Source organism: Streptomyces sp. NBC_00045, assembly GCF_045041095.1.
GTDB lineage: Bacteria > Actinomycetota > Actinomycetes > Streptomycetales > Streptomycetaceae > Streptomyces.
The window spans coordinates 4,148,025-4,164,206 of sequence record NZ_CP108271.1 but is presented as its reverse complement, the minus strand read 5'-3'; the positions used below and the strand labels follow the sequence as shown (position 1 = coordinate 4,164,206).

The window sequence follows — 16,182 nt, the reverse complement described above, 5'->3', positions numbered from 1 at the left end:
GCGCCGGAGAGCAAGGGGGTCCAGGGCCGTGTCCCGAGTGGAGGCACGGCCCAGCGCTATTTGGGCGGGGCGAAGGCCACGCGCAGCGGTCAGCGCGGCCCCGGACTCGGTTCCCGCGCCACGAGCGCGGTCTCGGAATCCACAGGCGTAGGCGTAGGCGCAGGCACCGGCGCAGTCACAGACCCGGCCGCCGGCGCAGCCACCCGCACCCAGCCCGAGGCCCTGGCGCCGAGCCAGACCAAGAACCCGGTCGGCAGGAACACCGCATCGGCGGCGATCATCGCCATCGAGAAGAACGGCAACCCCAACAGCACCGCGATCCCCGCGTGCTCCGTCATCATCAACACCAGCAGCACGTTCTTGATCCGCCGGTTGAACACCGTGAACGGGAACGCGACCTGCACCGCCACCGTCCCGTAGGACAACAGCATCACCAGCGTCCCGCTCCCCGCCAGCACCGCAGACAGCCCCGGCCACGGCGTGAAGTAGTCCAGCCCGAGCGGGTAGTACAGCGCGGTGCCGTCCTGCCACCGCGATCCCTGGATCTTGTACCAGCCGGCCGTCGCGTAGATCAGGCAGACCTCCGCCATGATCACCAGCATGCCCGCGTTGTGCACCAGGTTCGCCAGGACGTCCAGGACCGCCCGCCCCTCGCCCCCGGGCTCGTACCGGTCCACCATCCACCACACCGCGCTGATCACCCACAGCGCAGCGAACGCCGCCACCCAGCCGTAGCCGAACGACGCGGTCACCGCCCCGTAGGCGAACCCCACGCCCAGCACGCCCCACAGCACCGGTCCGGCCGCGCCCGCCGAGGCCGATCCCCGCAGCCGTGCGCGGCGGGCGTCCAGCGACCACACCTGCGCGCACCGGGTCAGCACCAGGTACATCGCCATGAGGTGGATGACGTTGTCCCCGCCGTCGCCCATGAACACGCTGCGGTTCTGGAGCGACAGCACCCCCACCATGAACACGACGGACGTCGCGCGCGTCCGCCAGCCCAGCACCAGCAGCAGGCTCGACAGCACCGACACCGCGTACACGGTCTGGAACCAGAGCGCCGAGTCCGACCACATCAGCACCGTGAAGGCGTGGTTCGAGGCGATCAGTCGCTCCGCCAGGGCGAAGCTCCACGGCCCGTCCGGCCCGTACAGTTCGTTGCGGTTCGGGAACTCCCTCAGCAGGAAGAGCAGCCAGGTCGCCGAGAAGCCGATGCGGACGACGGCGCTCTGGTACGGGCCCAGGGCCTGTCCGCTGACCTGCGCGACCACCCGGCCGGCGGCGGCGCGCGCCCGCCTCACACCGTCCACCACGGCAGCTCCCGGTAGTAGGTCTGGGTGTCGGTCTTCTCGTCGCTCCACGGCGGCGCCGCCACCGCACGCGTCGCCGAGCGCAGCTGGATCCGTACGATCTCGCCCGGTGCGACGCCGTCGTCCGCGAGCCGGCTCAGCGCGATCCGCCGCAGGTACCGCTCGGACAGTTCCCCGCGCTCGCCGGTCGGCTTGTTGTCCTCGTCGTGGGAGCTTGTGAAGAAGTCCCAGGCCCGCCGCAGCTCGTTCTGCCGCGCATGGCTGGGCAGCGGGCTGTGCCGGATGGCCGCGCCGTCCTGCGCGGACAGGTCGCGCCAGTCGCCCGTGGCCGAGGCCCGGTCGGCCGTGCGGACCTCCGCCCGCACCTCGACCGAGATGTTCTGCTGGAGCGGGTTGGGGGCGAAGAGCTTCCAGTTCTGCTCGAACTCGGGGTAGATCCAGTCGTCGACCGTCCGCGCGTGCCGCTTGCTCAGGGTGTTGGACGGGGCGACGTGCAGGAAGACCAGGGCCAGGTGCCCGCAGGCCGCGAGGCCCACGACGGCCAGGGCGAGTGCCGTGACGACGCGGTACGGGGTGGACAGGCCGGCGATCCCGGGAGCCCGCGGGGGCACCGCTCCGACCGCGGGATCGACCGGCGGATCGACCGGCGGAACAGCGTCTTCCGCGGGCTCGCGCTCGTTCGAATCCATCCCGCCCCGATCATCCGGCGTCCACAGGGTTGACCTCAGAGGTTGACACCCTACGGGCCGCCGACCCACCATTGAAGAGTACGAACCGAACGATCGGTCGGTCGGGCGGTCAACAATGTCTGGCAGGGAGCCGGGATGGTGGCAGTGACCCCGGAAACGGGGCAGGACTCAGGCCTCGGGGCTGACCTCGGGGCACAGCTCGCGGCGGCCTTCGACGCCGCCGTGGCGGCCGACGAGCGCGTCGAGCCGCGTGACTGGATGCCCGAGGCGTACCGCGCCTCGCTCGTCCGCCAGATGGCCCAACACGCCCACTCCGAGATCATCGGCATGCAGCCCGAAGCCAACTGGATCACGCGCGCGCCCTCGCTGCGCCGCAAGGCGATCCTGATGGCCAAGGTGCAGGACGAGGCCGGGCACGGCCTCTACCTGTACAGCGCCGCCGAGACCCTCGGTACCAGCCGCGACGAGCTGCTCGACAAGCTGCACTCCGGCAAGCAGAAGTACTCCTCGATCTTCAACTACCCCACGCTGACCTGGGCCGACGTCGGCGCGATCGGCTGGCTCGTGGACGGCGCGGCGATCACCAACCAGGTGCCGATCTGCCGCTGCTCGTACGGTCCGTACGCCCGCGCGATGGTCCGGATCTGCAAGGAGGAGTCCTTCCACCAGCGCCAGGGCTTCGAGCTCCTCATGGCCCTGTCCAAGGGCACCGAGGCGCAGCACGCCATGGCGCAGGACGCCGTGGACCGGTGGTGGTGGCCCTCGCTGATGATGTTCGGCCCGCCGGACGACGAGTCGGCGCACTCCGCGCAGTCCATGGCGTGGCGGATCAAGCGGCACTCCAACGACGAACTGCGCCAGCGCTTCGTCGACATCGCCGTTCCGCAGGCGGAGGCACTGGGCCTGACCCTGCCCGACCCGGACCTGAAGTGGAACGAGGAGCGCGGGCACCACGATTTCGGCGCGATCGACTGGGCCGAATTCTGGGACGTGCTCAAGGGCAACGGCCCCTGTAACGAACAGCGGATCGGCCAGCGGCGCCGGGCCCACGAGGAAGGCGCCTGGGTCCGCGAGGCGGCCGCGGCGTACGCGCAGAAGCACGGCGCACAGGGCACGACGATGAACGAGGAGGCAGGGGTATGACGCAGAACTGGCCACTGTGGGAGGTGTTCGTGCGCTCGCGCCGCGGCCTCTCGCACACGCACGCGGGCAGCCTGCACGCACCCGACGCGGAGATGGCGCTGCGCAATGCCCGCGACCTCTACACCCGGCGCGGCGAGGGCATCTCGATCTGGGTGGTGCCCTCCACCGAGATCACCGCGTCCTCGCCGGACGAGCGGGACCCGTTCTTCGCCCCCTCGGCCGACAAGCCGTACCGGCACCCGACCTTCTACGAGATCCCCGAGGGGGTGCACCACCTGTGACCAGCACCGATGCCACTTCGCTCGATGTCACCGCGCCCGATGTCACGGCGCTCGACATCACCGCCTCGGCAGCCCTCGCGCTGGGGGACGACGCCCTGATCCTCTCCCACCGCCTCGGCGAGTGGGCGGGCCACGCCCCCGTCCTGGAGGAGGATGTCGCCCTCGCGAACATCGCGCTCGACCTGCTCGGCCAGGCCCGTGTCCTGCTGTCCATGGCCGGCGACGAGGACGAGATGGCGTTCCTGCGCGAGGAGCGGTCCTTCCGCAACCTCCAGCTGGTCGAGCAGCCGAACGGGGACTTCGCGCACACCATCGCCCGCCAGCTCTACTTCTCCTTCCACCAGCACGAGCTCTACGCAGAACTGGCCGCCGGTGACGGCCCGTTCGCCCCGCTGGCGGCCAAGGCCGTCAAGGAGACCGCGTACCACCGCGACCACGCCGAGCAGTGGACCCTGCGGCTCGGCGACGGCACGCAGGAGAGCCGCGCCCGCATGCGGGCCGCTCTGGACGCCCTGTGGAAGTACACCGGCGAGATGTTCCAGCCGGTTGACGGGATCGCGGGCGTGGACTGGGCCGCCCTGGAGGACCGCTGGCTGGCCGCCGTGGGCGGCGTGCTGGAGCGGGCCGGGCTCGCGCTGCCCGAAGGGCCGCGCACCGGCGCCTGGGCCGCCGGGGCGGGCCGCCAGGGCCTGCACACCGAGCCGTTCGGCAGGATGCTCGCCGAGATGCAGCACCTGCACCGCAGCCATCCGGGGGCGTCATGGTGACGGACGTGCCCCGCGCCACGGCCCCGGCGGTCGACCCCGGGGCCCCCGAGGCCATGACCCGCCTGGAGGCGGAGCTGGCCGAGCTCGCCGGCTCCGTGCCCGACCCCGAGCTGCCCGTGCTGACGCTCGCCGAGCTCGGCGTGATGCGCGGGGTGCGGATGCACGAGGACGGTCACGTCGAGGTCACCCTGACCCCGACCTACACCGGCTGCCCCGCCATCGAGGCCATGTCCGCCGACATCGAGCGGGCCCTGACCGGCCACGGCATCCCGGACGTGCGGGTGCGCACCGTCCTGGCCCCGGCCTGGTCGACCGACGACATCAGTGCCGAGGGGCGGCGCAAGCTCGCCGAGTTCGGCATCGCCCCGCCGCGCCCGCACGCGGCCGGCGGGCCCGTCCCGGTCGCCCTCTCGGTCCGCTGCCCGAACTGCGGATCGACCGACACCGAACTGCTCAGCCGGTTCTCCTCCACCGCATGCAAGGCGCTGCGCCGCTGCACCGCCTGCCGTGAACCGTTCGACCACTTCAAGGAGCTGTAGATGGCCGCGTCCACGCCGTCGCCCACGTCGGGCTCCGGGCGCCCCGCGCGCCACGGCGCCTTCCACCAGCTGACGGTGGCGGCCGTCGACCGGCTCACCGACGACTCCGTGGCGCTGACCCTGCGCGTCCCCGAGGAGCTGCGCGGCGAGTACCTGCACGCCCCCGGCCAGCACCTCACGCTGCGCCGGCGCACCCCCGAGGGCGAAGAGGTCCGCCGTACGTACTCGATCTGCTCGCCCGCCCCGGACCCCGCGGGCCCGGGCCCGGCGGCGCTTCAGGTCGGCGTGCGACTGGTGGAGGGCGGCGAGTTCTCCACGTTCGCCCACAAGGAGGTCGCCGCCGGGGACGTGCTGGAGGTGATGGTCCCGGCCGGGCGGTTCGTCCTGGATCCGGCCGCAGCCCCGGCCGCCGGGCACTACGCGGCGATCGTCGGCGGCAGCGGGATCACCCCGGTGCTGTCGATCGCCGGCACGCTGCTGGCGGCGCGGCCCGACGCCCGGTTCTGCCTGGTCCGCAGCGACCGTACGGCCGCGTCGACGATGTTCCTGGACGAGGTCGCCGACCTCAAGGACCGCTTCCCGGACCGGTTCCAGCTCGTGACGGTCCTGTCCCGGGAGGAGCAGGAGTCCGGGCTGCCGTCCGGTCGGCTCGACGAGGAGCGGCTGAAGGCCCTGCTGCCCGCGCTGCTGCCCGTCGCGGAGGTGTCGGGCTGGTTCCTGTGCGGCCCGTACGGGCTGGTCATGGGCGCGGAGCGGGCGCTCGGCAGCCTCGGTGTGCCCCGGACCCGGATCCACGAGGAGATCTTCCACGTCGAGGACACGGCGCCGCCGGCCCCGGCGACGGCCCCGTCGCACGTACGGGTCACGGCCCGCCTCGACGGCCGCTCCGGGACCTGGCCGGTCCGCGACGGCGAATCCCTGCTCGATGCCGTGCTGCGCAACCGCGCGGACGCCCCGTACGCCTGCAAGGGCGGGGTCTGTGGCACCTGCCGGGCGTTCCTGGTCACGGGCGAGGTCCGGATGGACCGGAACTTCGCGCTGGAGGCGGAGGAGACGGAGGCCGGGTTCGTGCTGGCCTGCCAGTCGCACGCGGTGACCGGGGAAGTGGAGATCGACTTCGACCGGTGAGGTCGGGCCGCCTTCGGGGCGCGCTCTCCCGGGGCTGTGCTTCTTTGAGAACCTGTTCTATCTTGACGCACCGTCAGGCCCGGACCGGGCCTGACGGGATCCGGTGCGCGCGGGAGGACAGGCAGTGGACTTCACCTTCACCGAGGAGCAGCAGGCCGCCGTCGAGGCGGCGAAGGCCGTCTTCGCGGACGTCGCCCCGGACGGCGTGCCCAGCCCCGCGCTGACCCCGGGGGCCGTCGCCGAGGATTTCGACCGGCCGCTGTGGGCCAAGCTCGCCTCGTCCGACCTGCTGAGCCTGGTCCTCGCCGAGGAGCACGGCGGCGCGGGCCTCGACGCGATCGCCCTGTGCCTGGTGCTGCGCGAGGCGGCGAAGGTGCTGGCCCGGGTGCCCTTGCTGGAGCACTGCGCCACCGCCATGGCGGTCCAGGCCCACGGCAGCCCCGAACTGGCCGCGGCCCTGCTGCCCGCCGCCGGGCGCGGAACGCTCGTCCTGACCGCCGCCGCCCACGGCCGCAGCGGCCACGATCCCGCCGAACTCTCCGTCACCGCCCGCCGCGAGGGCACGCTCTGGGCCCTCGACGGCGTCCAGACGGCGGTCCCGTGGGCGCACGGCGCCGACTGGATCGCCGTACCGGCCCACACCGGCGAGGGGGAGGCCGTCCTGGCGCTCGTCCCGCGCACCGCCGAGGGCCTCACCCTGGCCGGGCAGGTCTCCACCAGCGGGGAACGACTCGCCGAACTCACCCTGGCCGGCGTGCGGGTACCCGCCGCGCACCTCATCGACACCCCGGGGGCCTGGGAGCGGCTCCGCCAGCTCCTCGCCACCGGGACCTGCGCCCAGGCCCTCGGCCTCGGCACGGGGGTGCTCACCATGACCAGCCAATACACCGGCAAGCGTGAGCAGTTCGGCTTCCCGGTGGCCACGTTCCAGGCCGTCGCCGTCCAGGCCGCCGACCGCTACATCGACCTGCGCGCCATGGAGGTCACCCTCTGGCAGGCCGCCTGGCGCCTCGACGCGGCGACCGGCGGGGCGGGCGGCCCACTGCCGAGCGCCGGGGACGTCGCCGTCGCCAAGATCTGGGCCTCGGAAGGGGTCCGCCGGGTCGTGCAGACGGCACAGCACCTGCACGGCGGCTTCGGCGCCGACACCGACTACCCGCTGCACCGCTACCACGCGTGGGCCAAGCAGCTGGAGCTCCAGCTGGGCCCGGCCGCGGCGCACGAGGAGGCGCTGGGCGACCTACTGGCCGCCCACGCCCTCGCCTGACGGCAGGCGCCAGACGCCAGACGCCTAACGCCTAACGCCTGAGGCCTGAGGCCTGAGGCCTGAGGCCCTGAGGCCCTGAGGCCCTGAGGCCCTGAGGCCCTGAGGTACTAGAGCACGAAGGCCGGGTTCCCGTTGTCGGTGGTCATCGGGCGCCCGGCGCCGTCCCAGGCCTGCATGCCGCCGTCGATGTTCACGGCGTCGATGCCCTGGCGCACCAGGTACTGGGTGACCTGCGCGGAGCGCCCGCCCACCCGGCACATCACGTGCACGCGGCGGCCGTCCTCGACGGTCTCCGTCAGCTCGCCGAAGCGGGCCACGAACTCGCTCATCGGGATGTGCAGGGCACCTTCCACATGTCCGGCAGCCCATTCGTCGTCCTCACGGACGTCGAGGACAAAGCCTTCGGAGGGCACCGCGGCGGCGTCCACCGAGGGAAGCGGTCCGAAGTTCATACGTCGCCTTCTCTCATCGCAGATCTGTTTCCCAACCTATCCAACGAGCGAGGCGAGCTCCGCCTCACGCTTCGCGACATCCGCGAGCAGCTGCTCCGCGATCTCCTCCAGGAGCCGGTCCGGATCCTCCGGCGCCATCCTCAGCATCGAGCCGATCGCGCTGTCCTCCAGCTCCCGCGCCAGCAACGACAGCAGCTCCTTGCGCCGCGCCAGCCACTCCAGCCGGGCGTAGAGCTCCTCGCTCTCGTTCAGCTGCCGCACGGCCTCCGGTACGGGACCCGCGGCCCATTCCTCGGCCAGCTCGCGCAGCAGCTGCTCGTCGCCCCGCCCGTACGCCGCGTTCACCCGCGCGATGAACGCATCTCGGCGCTCCCGCTCGGCATCGTCCCGGGCGAGGTCGGGGTGCGCCTGGCGGACCAGCTCGCGGTAGAGGCGGCGGACCTCCTCCGTCGGCCGCACCCGCTGCGGGGGCTGCACCGGCCGGTCGGTGAGCATCGCGGACGCGTCGTCGGAGATGCCGTCCGCGCCCATCCAGTCGTGGAACAGCTCGTCCACCCCGGGCATCGGCATCACCAGCGCGCGGGCGTCCCGGGCCCGGCGCAGGTCCTCGGCGTCGCCGGTGCGCGCCGCCTTCGCCTCGGCGATCAGCGCGTCCAGTTCGTCGAGCCGCGAGTACATCGGGCCGAGCTTCTGGTGGTGCAACCGGGAGAAGTTCTCCACCTCCACCCGGAAGGTCTCCACCGCGATCTCGAACTCGATCAGCGCCTGCTCGGCGGCCCGCACGGCCCGCTCCAGGCGCGCCTCGGGTCGCTCGTCGCCCGTCTCTTCAGTCTGCTGCTCGCTCACCCGGCCAGCCTAAGGCCGGTCGAGCCGGGTCGATGTTCCACGTGAAACATCGACCCGGGACCGTGACCCGGGACCGTCACCCCCGGCCGTGGCCCAGGACCGTCACCCGCGACCGCGAACCCGCTCAGACCCCGGCCTCCGCCGCGATGCGCCCGGACCGCACCGCCGACACCAGGTGCGCGTGGTCGGCCTCGCTCCGGTCGGCGTACGCCACCGCGAAGGTCGCCATCGCCTCGTCCAGCTCGTCGTTCTTGCCGCAGTACCCGGCCAGCAGCCGCGGATCCGCGCTGTGCGCGTGCGCCCGGGCCAGCAGGGCACCGGTCATCCGCCCGTAGTCGTCGATCTGGTCGGCGGCCAGCGCCGCCGGGTCCACGCTGCCCTTGCGGTTGCGGAACTGCCGTACCTGGTACGGCCGCCCCTCCACCGTGGTCCAGCCCAGCAGGATGTCCGAGACCACCTGCATCCGCTTCTGGCCCGCCACTACCCGGCGGCCCTCGTGCTCCTCGGCCACGGTCGGGAAGCCCAGCGCGGCCAGGTGGGGCAGCAGCACGGACGGCCGCGCCTCCTTCACCTGGAGCACGAGCGGCTCGCCCCGGTGGTCCAGCAGCAGCACCACGTACGAGCGGGTGCCGACGCTCCCGGTGCCCACCACCCGGAAGGCCACGTCGTGGATGGCGTACCGGGCCAGCAGCGGCAGCCGGTCCCCCTGGAGGGTCTTCAGGTACGGGCCGAGCGAGGCCGCCACGGCCGCCGCCTCCCCGTCGCCGACCCGGCGCAGCACCGGCAGCGCGTCCACGAAGCGGCGCACCCCGTCGGGGCCGGCCTCGGTGGACTTGGCGGCGAACCGCGCCGAGGTGTTGTTGCGGGCCTTCTCCGAGACCCGCTCCAGCGTGCCCAGCAGGTCGCGGGCGTCGGTGTGCGAGACGAGCTCCTCGTCCGCGATGGCATTCCAGGAGTCCAGCGCCGGCAGCTTGGCCAGCAACCGCATGGTCCGGCGGTACGCGCCCACCGCGTCGTGCGCGGCGGCCCGGCAGGTGTCCTCGTCGGCGCCGGCCACCCGCCCGGCCAGGACCAGCGAGGTCGCCAGCCGCTTCACGTCCCACTCCCACGGCCCGAACACGGTCTCGTCGAAGTCGTTCAGGTCGATGACGAGCCGGCCGCGCGCATCGCCGTACAGCCCGAAATTCGCCGCGTGGGCATCGCCGCAGATCTGTGCGCCGACTCCGGTCACCGGTCCGGCGGACAGGTCGTGCGCCATCAGCCCGGCCGATCCGCGCAGGAAGGCGAAGGGGTTCGCGGCCATCCGGCCGACCCGTATCGGCGCGAGCTCCGCGACCCGCCCGACGTTGGACTCCTCCACCGCCCGCACCGCGTCCGGCCGCCCGGCCGGGGCCTCGAAGTGCGCGTGCGCCGAGCGCGGCACCCGCAGGCGCAGCGCCTTGCCCGCCTCCTTGGGCGAGCCCGCCACGACCCGCGGCGCGAACCCCTCGACGGCCGGGATGCGCCCGCCGCCCGCCGCGCCCGTGGTCCCGTCCGACTCCGCTGCCGGCTCCGCCACTCTCTGCCCCGGTACCGCCACCATGCGCGCCGCCCCCGCCCGTACCAGCCGGAACGTCCCGTCCGGCAACATCAATTCGGCCTGACCGTACCTACAGCCCGGCGTCCCTGGCCAGCAGGGCGGCCTGAACCCGGTTCTCGCATCCCAGCTTCGAGAGGATCCGGCTCACGTACGTCTTCACCGTCGCCTCGCTCATGTGCAGCCGCCGACCGGCGTCCGCGTTCGACAGCCCCTCGCCGAGCAGCGCCAGCACCCCGCGCTCCCGCTCGCTGAGCTCCGCCACCCGTCGCCGGGCTTCCTCGGCGCGCGCCGCGCCCCGTCCCGAGGCCAGCTGGTCGACCACGTGCCGGGTCGCCCCCGGCGACAGGTAAGCGTCCCCTGCCGCGGCCGCCCGTACCGCGCCGATCAGCTCGCCCGGCGCCGAGTCCTTCAGCAGGAACCCCGCGCCGCCCGAGCCCAGCGCCCGCAGCACGTTCTCCCTCTCTCCGAACGTGGTCAGGATCAGCGCCCGCACCTGCGGCGCCGCCCGCCCCAGCTCGCCGAGCGCGGTCAGGCCGTCCAACACCGGCATCTGGATGTCCAGCAGCATCACGTCCGGGGCGTGTGCGCGGGCGAGGTCCACGGCCTCCCGGCCGTTCGCCGCCTCCGCGACGACGTCGATGTCCGGAGCCGAGGTCAGGATCATCCTGATCCCGGCCCGGATCAGCGGCTCGTCGTCAGCGATCACCACTCGGATCACCTTGGCTGTCACCCGTGCTCCTACTGCTCGGCCTCGTACGCCTGCTTCTCGACGAGCTTGCCGTCCTTGAAGCAGAACCGGAAAACAGTATTGGTGGTCAGCCCCGAGTCGTCCGACGACAGCAGGGCCAGGCACCTCGTGCCCTCGGGCCGCTCCGGGCCCTTGCGGTCCAGACCCGCGGTCATGAAGTTCTCGCCGTCGGGCAGCCGGCCCCGGACCGCCTGCTCCGAGTCGCCCACCCGCACCTTGTCGTAGTCCCCCTGGCTGATCATCGCGTTGCCCGCCGAGCCCACCAGCAGCACCATCCCGGCCCCGATCACGATCACCAGCAGCACGACCGCCGCGACGGCGATGCCGCAGCCCACCGCTATGCCCCCGGCCGGCCCGCGGCCCCGTACCGCCAGCTCCCGGTCCACCGCCGCCCAGTCCATCGGCGGCGCGGTCGCGAACGCCGCCTGCGCCTGCTGCCCGAAGTCGTCGGCGATGTCCTCCACCCCCGCCGGCTCCGCCCCGTACGGGAGGACCCCGGCCACCCGGAACCCGCCGCCGTCGGTCACGCCGGCGTGCACCATCCCGCCGACCAGCCGCGCCCGTTCCCGCAGCCCGGTGAGCCCCTGCCCGCCCGACACTGCGGCGCCGACACCCGGCCCGGCCGCCGGCCCGTTGGCGATCTCGACCACCAGCGAGTCGTCCTCGTACCGCAGTTCCACCGAAATCGGCGCTCCCGAAGCGTGCTTGTACGCGTTGGTGAGCGCCTCTTGCACGATCCGGTACGCCGCGTGGTCGCAGGCCGCGACCAGCGGCCGCTGCCGCCCCGACACGGTCATCCGTACGTCGGTCCCCGCGCTCCGCGCCGCCTCGACGATCCCCGCGATCCCGACCACCCCGCGCGCCGCCGGGCCGGCCTCCTCGACGACCACGGGCGCCTCGACGCCGTCCCGCAGGATGCCGACGACCTCGCGCAGCTCGTGCATCGCCGCGACCGACGCTTGGCGCAGCACGCCCACCGCGTCACGCTGGCGGTCGGTGAGCTGCGGGTCCACCTCCAGGGCGCCGGTGTGCACGGCGATCAGCGCCAGCTGGTGCCCCAGGCTGTCGTGCATGTCCTGGGCGATCCGCTGGCGTTCCCGCAGCCGGGCCTGCCCGGCGACCATCGCGCTCTCCCGCATCAGCTGCCCGTTGCGTTCCTGGAGCGCTTGGAGCAGGGTCCGGCGCTGCGACCAGTAGCGGCTGGCCAGTCCCGGCATCACCGTCGTCGCGAGGAACATCAGCGTGGAGAACACGATCACCAGCACGGGCCGCTGGTCGGGCCAGGCCTGCACCACTTCGAAGCCGACCGAGGCGAAGAAGGCCAGGACGAACGCGGTCAGCGCCCGGCCCACCCCGATGATCCGGCGCCCCGCCGACCAGCCCAGCAAAATCATGATCAGGACCGTGCCGGGCAGGAACGAGGCCACCGCCGCCGCCGCGATCAGGGTCGTCGCCGGCAGCCGGCGCCGCAACAACGTGAGCAGCACCACAACCGCGACGCTGCCCGCCATCCGCGGCACGCTGCCGTTGTCGAGCTCCTCGACACCCAGCCCGAGCAGCGCGAGCACCGCGGCGAGCACCAGGTCCCCCGCGAGCGCCCGCCCGGTCCACGGCTCCGGGCCCTTCAGCCAGCCCCAGCCCGCCCGCATCCTCGCCGTCGCATCCACGCGACCGACCCTAGACAGCGCCGCCACCGCCCGGCCGCCCTCTTTCGTCGCGCCCCCGCCGACGAAAGTCGAACCCGCCGTCCAGAGACGGCCCGGCCGGAATCAGCTCGCGCTCATGCCCCGCTCCGGCCACTCGCCCCGCTGCGCGCGCACTGCGTTGATCTTCCGCGACGCCTTGAGGAACGTGTAGTCGACCCGGCCGTCGCGGACCGCCGAGGTGCAGGAGGCCTTGTCCATCATCATCCGTCGCACGAACTCTCCGGGATCTTCACCGAATTCGTACTCGACGAATTCCACACTTTCGGAAACCCGGCAAAAATAGACAATTGCCGCCATTGCACGCTCCTTGCTCCACTCAGGAAACATGACCCGGGTAACACGAAACGGCCGCCACCGCTTTCGCGATGACGACCGTTTCGTCGATGTGGGCGAGGGGGGATTTGAACCCCCACGTCCCGAAGGACACTGGCACCTGAAGCCAGCGCGTCTGCCGTTCCGCCACTCGCCCGAGTAGCGCCCCAGTGGATCTTCCCTTTCGGGCCGTTCCCCTGGCGACGTCGAAACATTAGCACGTCGGACGGGGTGCAATCACATCGCTTTCCCCGCACCACCCGTCCCGGCTCCGAACGCCCCTCCCGCAGTGCACTCCCGGTGCGGGACACTGTCCCCTGAGCGCCCCTACGATCCCTTGTGAGCACCAACACTCATGCGCATGGGACCCAGGGGGAACCAGCCGAATCCGCCACGCGTGGATACGATCAGTAAGCAGTACAGGGCGACAACGACGGAGGAGGTGCCCCATGGGAGTCCTGAAGCGGTTCGAGCAGCGACTCGAAGGTCTGGTGAACGGCACCTTCGCCAAGGTGTTCAAGTCCGAGGTCCAGCCCGTCGAAATCGCCGGCGCCCTCCAGCGCGAGTGCGACAACAACGCGACGATCTGGAACCGCGAGCGGACCGTCGTCCCCAACGACTTCATCGTCGAGCTCAGCGCCGGCGACTACGAACGCCTGAGCCCCTACTCCGGGCAGCTCGGCGACGAGCTCGCGGGCCTCGTCCGCGACTACGCCAAGCAGCAGCGCTACAGCTTCATGGGCCCGATCAAGGTCAACCTGGAGAAGGCCGACGACCTCGACACCGGGCTCTACCGGGTCCGCAGCCGCACGCTCGCCTCCAGCACCTCCCAGGCGCAGCCGCAGGCTCCCCAGAACCAGCAGGGCGGCTACGGCTACCCCCCGGTCTCCGCACCCCCGATGCCCGCCGGACCGCCCCCGGGCGGAGCCGCGCGCCGGCCGGGCGGCGGCGGACCGGCTCCCGTACCCACCGGAGGCGCCACCCGGCGCCACTGGATCGAGATCAACGGCACCCGCCACCAGATCTCGCGCCCCACGCTCGTACTCGGCCGAAGCACCGAAGCCGACGTGCGGATCGACGACCCCGGCGTTTCGCGCCGGCACTGTGAGATCCGGACCGGAACGCCCTCGACGATCCAGGATCTCGGGTCCACCAACGGCATCGTGGTGGACGGGCAGCACACCACCCGCGCTACGCTCCGCGACGGCTCGCGGATCGTCGTGGGCAGCACCACCATCATTTACCGGCAAGCCGAAGGGTGAAGCGGGGGCAATGTCAGAGCTGACCCTGACGGTCATGCGGTTGGGTTTCCTGGCCGTTCTGTGGCTGTTCGTCATCGTGGCCGTCCAGGTCATCCGCAGCGACCTGTTCGGTACGCGCGTCACGCAGCGCGGCTCGCGCCGCGGCAGCGCCGCTGCCGGGGCGCCGGCGCAGCCGGGCCGCCAGGCCGCCGCGCCGCCGCAGCAGCGCCAGCGCCGCGGAGCGCCGACCAAGCTCGTCGTCTCCGAGGGCACCCTCACGGGCACCACGGTCGCCCTCGCCGGGCAGACGATCACGCTGGGCCGCGCCCATGACTCAACGATCGTGCTGGACGACGACTACGCCTCCAGCCGCCATGCCAGGATCTACCCCGACCGTGACGGCCAGTGGATCGTCGAGGATCTCGGGTCCACCAACGGCACGTATCTCGACCGGACCCGGCTGACCACCCCGACGCCCATTCCGCCGGGCGCCCCGATCCGCATCGGCAAGACCGTCATCGAGCTGCGGAAGTAGTACGAGAATGAGCGAGCGGAGCGAGCGAGCCGCGGTAGTCCGGCCCACCCGGGACACGGACCCGAGCGCGCTCCCGACCGGAGGGTGGGCAGTGTGGCTCGAGACCGGTTGTACCCGGAGGAATCGACTGGGCAGGTGCGCATGAGTCTGTCCCTGCGGTTCGCCGCCGGATCCCACAAGGGCATGATCCGCGAGGGCAACGAGGACTCCGGCTATGCCGGTCCCCGTCTCCTCGCCGTGGCCGACGGCATGGGCGGCCAGGCCGCCGGCGAGGTCGCCAGCTCCGAGGTGATCTCCTCCCTCGTGCAGCTCGACGACGACGTCCCGGGCTCCGACATCCTCACCTCGCTGGCCACTGCGGTGCAGCGGGCGAACGACCAGCTGCGCGTCATGGTCGAGGAGGACGCCCAGCTCGAAGGCATGGGCACCACCCTGACCGCGCTCCTGTGGACCGGCCAGCGCCTGGGACTCGTCCACGTCGGAGACTCCCGCGCCTACCTGCTCCGCGACGGCGTCCTCACGCAGATCACCCAGGACCACACCTGGGTGCAGCGCCTCGTCGACGAGGGCCGCATCACCGAAGAAGAAGCCACCACCCACCCGCAGCGCTCCCTCCTCATGCGGGCGCTCGGCAGCGGTGACACCGTCGAGCCCGACCTCTCGATCCGCGAGGTCCGCACCGGCGACCGCTACCTCATCTGCTCCGACGGGCTGTCCGGCGTCGTCTCCCACCAGACCCTGGAAGAGACCCTCGCCGGCTACCACGGCCCCCACGAGACCGTGCAGGCCCTGATCCAGCTCGCCCTGCGCGGCGGCGGACCGGACAACATCACCTGCATCGTCGCGGACGTCCTCGACACCGACAGCGGCGACACCCTGGCCGCCCAGCTGAACGACACCCCGGTCGTCGTCGGCGCGGTCGCCGAGAACCAGCACCAGCTCTTCGACGGCGGCAACGCCATGCAGACCCCGGCGGGCCGCGCCTCCGGGCTGGGCCGCCAGGCCCCCCCGCCGGCGGGCTCGTTCGGACCCCCCGGCAGCGGTGACGCCCCCGGCTACGGATACCCCGACCAGAGCCAGGGCAGCGGCGGCGCGTACGGCACCTTCGGCGAACCCGACCCGTACGACGACGACGCCCGCTTCGAGGACACGTACGACAACCCCCGCCGGCGCCGCGGCAAAGGGCGCAAGTGGACCACCCGCACCCTGATCCTGCTGATCGTGGCCGGTGTCGTCGGCGGCGGCCTGTACGCCGCGCACCGCTGGACCCAGACGCAGTTCTACATCGGCGTCAAGGGCGAGCACGTCGCGCTGTTCCGCGGCATCAGCCAGAACCTCGGACCGCTGGAGCTCTCCAAGGTGGAGACCGACCGGACCGACATCGAACTGAAGTACCTGCCGCCCTTCAAGCGCAAGCTCGTCGAGGCCACCATCACCGAGACCAGCCTCGACGGCGCCCGCCAGAAGATCGACGAACTCGGCGTCCAGGTCACCGCCTGCAAGAAGGACGAGGAACGCCGCGCCGCGGAAGCGCAGAACCCACCAGCACCCGGCCCCAGCCTGACTCCCTCGGAGCAGTCGCTGGTCGGCCTCTGCGGCAAGCAGTAGTAGACACCTGCGGGCACAGGGGGCCTGCCAC

Annotated in this window: 17 protein-coding genes and 1 tRNA gene; 9 read left to right on the top strand and 9 right to left on the bottom strand. The window is 72.3% G+C overall.

Features of this window, described 5'->3' with window-relative positions; genetic code table 11:
* Nucleotides 1-89 precede the first annotated feature (89 nt).
* On the bottom strand, nt 90-1,310 hold the full coding sequence (locus OHA65_RS19490) for an HTTM domain-containing protein (protein ID WP_405762189.1): 1,221 nt from the start codon (nt 1,308-1,310) through the stop codon (nt 90-92).
* Entirely contained in the window at nt 1,298-1,999 is a 702-nt protein-coding gene (locus OHA65_RS19485; protein ID WP_327284355.1) for a DUF5819 family protein, read from the bottom strand. Before OHA65_RS19485 ends, OHA65_RS19490 begins: the two co-directional genes overlap by 13 nt.
* Before the next feature lie 135 nt (nt 2,000-2,134).
* Here OHA65_RS19485 and paaA point away from each other — a divergent pair, with 135 nt between their 5' ends.
* The 6 genes from paaA to OHA65_RS19455 all read left to right on the top strand — a co-directional run bounded on the left by paaA (nt 2,135) and on the right by OHA65_RS19455 (nt 7,124).
* Nucleotides 2,135-3,142, top strand: coding sequence for a 1,2-phenylacetyl-CoA epoxidase subunit PaaA (gene paaA, locus OHA65_RS19480; RefSeq protein ID WP_327284353.1), 1,008 nt, complete (start codon nt 2,135-2,137; stop codon nt 3,140-3,142).
* Nucleotides 3,139-3,423, top strand: coding sequence for a 1,2-phenylacetyl-CoA epoxidase subunit PaaB (paaB, locus tag OHA65_RS19475; protein ID WP_030292728.1), 285 nt, complete (start codon nt 3,139-3,141; stop codon nt 3,421-3,423). The genes paaA and paaB overlap by 4 nt, the downstream gene beginning before the upstream one ends.
* Nucleotides 3,420-4,190 (top strand): 1,2-phenylacetyl-CoA epoxidase subunit PaaC, encoded by a 771-nt coding sequence (paaC, locus tag OHA65_RS19470; RefSeq protein WP_371644171.1) that lies wholly within the window; start codon nt 3,420-3,422, stop codon nt 4,188-4,190. Before paaB ends, paaC begins: the two co-directional genes overlap by 4 nt.
* Before the next feature lie 53 nt (nt 4,191-4,243).
* A complete protein-coding gene (gene paaD, locus OHA65_RS19465) occupies nt 4,244-4,729 on the top strand; it encodes a 1,2-phenylacetyl-CoA epoxidase subunit PaaD (RefSeq protein ID WP_327285719.1) in 486 nt (161 codons plus the stop codon).
* Entirely contained in the window at nt 4,730-5,857 is a 1,128-nt protein-coding gene (locus OHA65_RS19460) for a 2Fe-2S iron-sulfur cluster-binding protein (RefSeq protein ID WP_327284352.1), read from the top strand.
* A gap of 124 nt (nt 5,858-5,981) precedes the next feature.
* Complete coding sequence (locus OHA65_RS19455; RefSeq protein ID WP_327284351.1) at nt 5,982-7,124, top strand: acyl-CoA dehydrogenase family protein; 1,143 nt, start codon at nt 5,982-5,984, stop codon at nt 7,122-7,124.
* 107 nt (nt 7,125-7,231) lie between these two features.
* Here the strand turns inward: OHA65_RS19455 and OHA65_RS19450 are convergent, their stop codons facing one another.
* The 7 genes from OHA65_RS19450 to OHA65_RS19420 form a co-directional block, all read right to left on the bottom strand.
* The gene (locus OHA65_RS19450) at nt 7,232-7,576 is read right to left on the bottom strand and encodes a rhodanese-like domain-containing protein (protein WP_327284350.1); all 345 of its coding nucleotides are present in this window, start codon (nt 7,574-7,576) and stop codon (nt 7,232-7,234) included.
* A 36-nt stretch (nt 7,577-7,612) separates the two neighbouring features.
* Nucleotides 7,613-8,422, bottom strand: a complete 810-nt coding sequence (locus OHA65_RS19445; protein WP_327284349.1) for a J domain-containing protein — start codon at nt 8,420-8,422, stop codon at nt 7,613-7,615.
* A gap of 124 nt (nt 8,423-8,546) precedes the next feature.
* The gene (locus OHA65_RS19440) at nt 8,547-10,004 is read right to left on the bottom strand and encodes a DUF2252 domain-containing protein (RefSeq protein ID WP_327285718.1); all 1,458 of its coding nucleotides are present in this window, start codon (nt 10,002-10,004) and stop codon (nt 8,547-8,549) included.
* Nucleotides 10,005-10,071: 67 nt separating this feature from the next.
* Entirely contained in the window at nt 10,072-10,731 is a 660-nt protein-coding gene (locus OHA65_RS19435) for a response regulator transcription factor (RefSeq protein WP_327284348.1), read from the bottom strand.
* Between the two features lie 8 nt (nt 10,732-10,739).
* Nucleotides 10,740-12,398 (bottom strand): sensor histidine kinase, encoded by a 1,659-nt coding sequence (locus OHA65_RS19430; RefSeq protein ID WP_371646882.1) that lies wholly within the window; start codon nt 12,396-12,398, stop codon nt 10,740-10,742.
* Nucleotides 12,399-12,518: 120 nt separating this feature from the next.
* On the bottom strand, nt 12,519-12,752 hold the full coding sequence (locus OHA65_RS19425) for a hypothetical protein (RefSeq protein ID WP_328763222.1): 234 nt from the start codon (nt 12,750-12,752) through the stop codon (nt 12,519-12,521).
* A gap of 89 nt (nt 12,753-12,841) precedes the next feature.
* A tRNA-Leu gene (locus OHA65_RS19420) sits at nt 12,842-12,924 on the bottom strand.
* Between the two features lie 292 nt (nt 12,925-13,216).
* Here OHA65_RS19420 and OHA65_RS19415 point away from each other — a divergent pair.
* The 3 genes from OHA65_RS19415 (at nt 13,217) to OHA65_RS19405 (ending at nt 16,151) form a co-directional block, all read left to right on the top strand.
* Nucleotides 13,217-14,029: a DUF3662 and FHA domain-containing protein gene (locus OHA65_RS19415; protein WP_327284345.1), complete on the top strand. Its 813-nt coding sequence runs from the start codon at nt 13,217-13,219 to the stop codon at nt 14,027-14,029.
* A gap of 10 nt (nt 14,030-14,039) precedes the next feature.
* Entirely contained in the window at nt 14,040-14,543 is a 504-nt protein-coding gene (locus OHA65_RS19410) for an FHA domain-containing protein (RefSeq protein WP_327284344.1), read from the top strand.
* Nucleotides 14,544-14,684: 141 nt separating this feature from the next.
* On the top strand, nt 14,685-16,151 hold the full coding sequence (locus OHA65_RS19405) for a PP2C family serine/threonine-protein phosphatase (protein ID WP_327284343.1): 1,467 nt from the start codon (nt 14,685-14,687) through the stop codon (nt 16,149-16,151).
* The last annotated feature ends 31 nt before the right edge of the window (nt 16,152-16,182 follow it).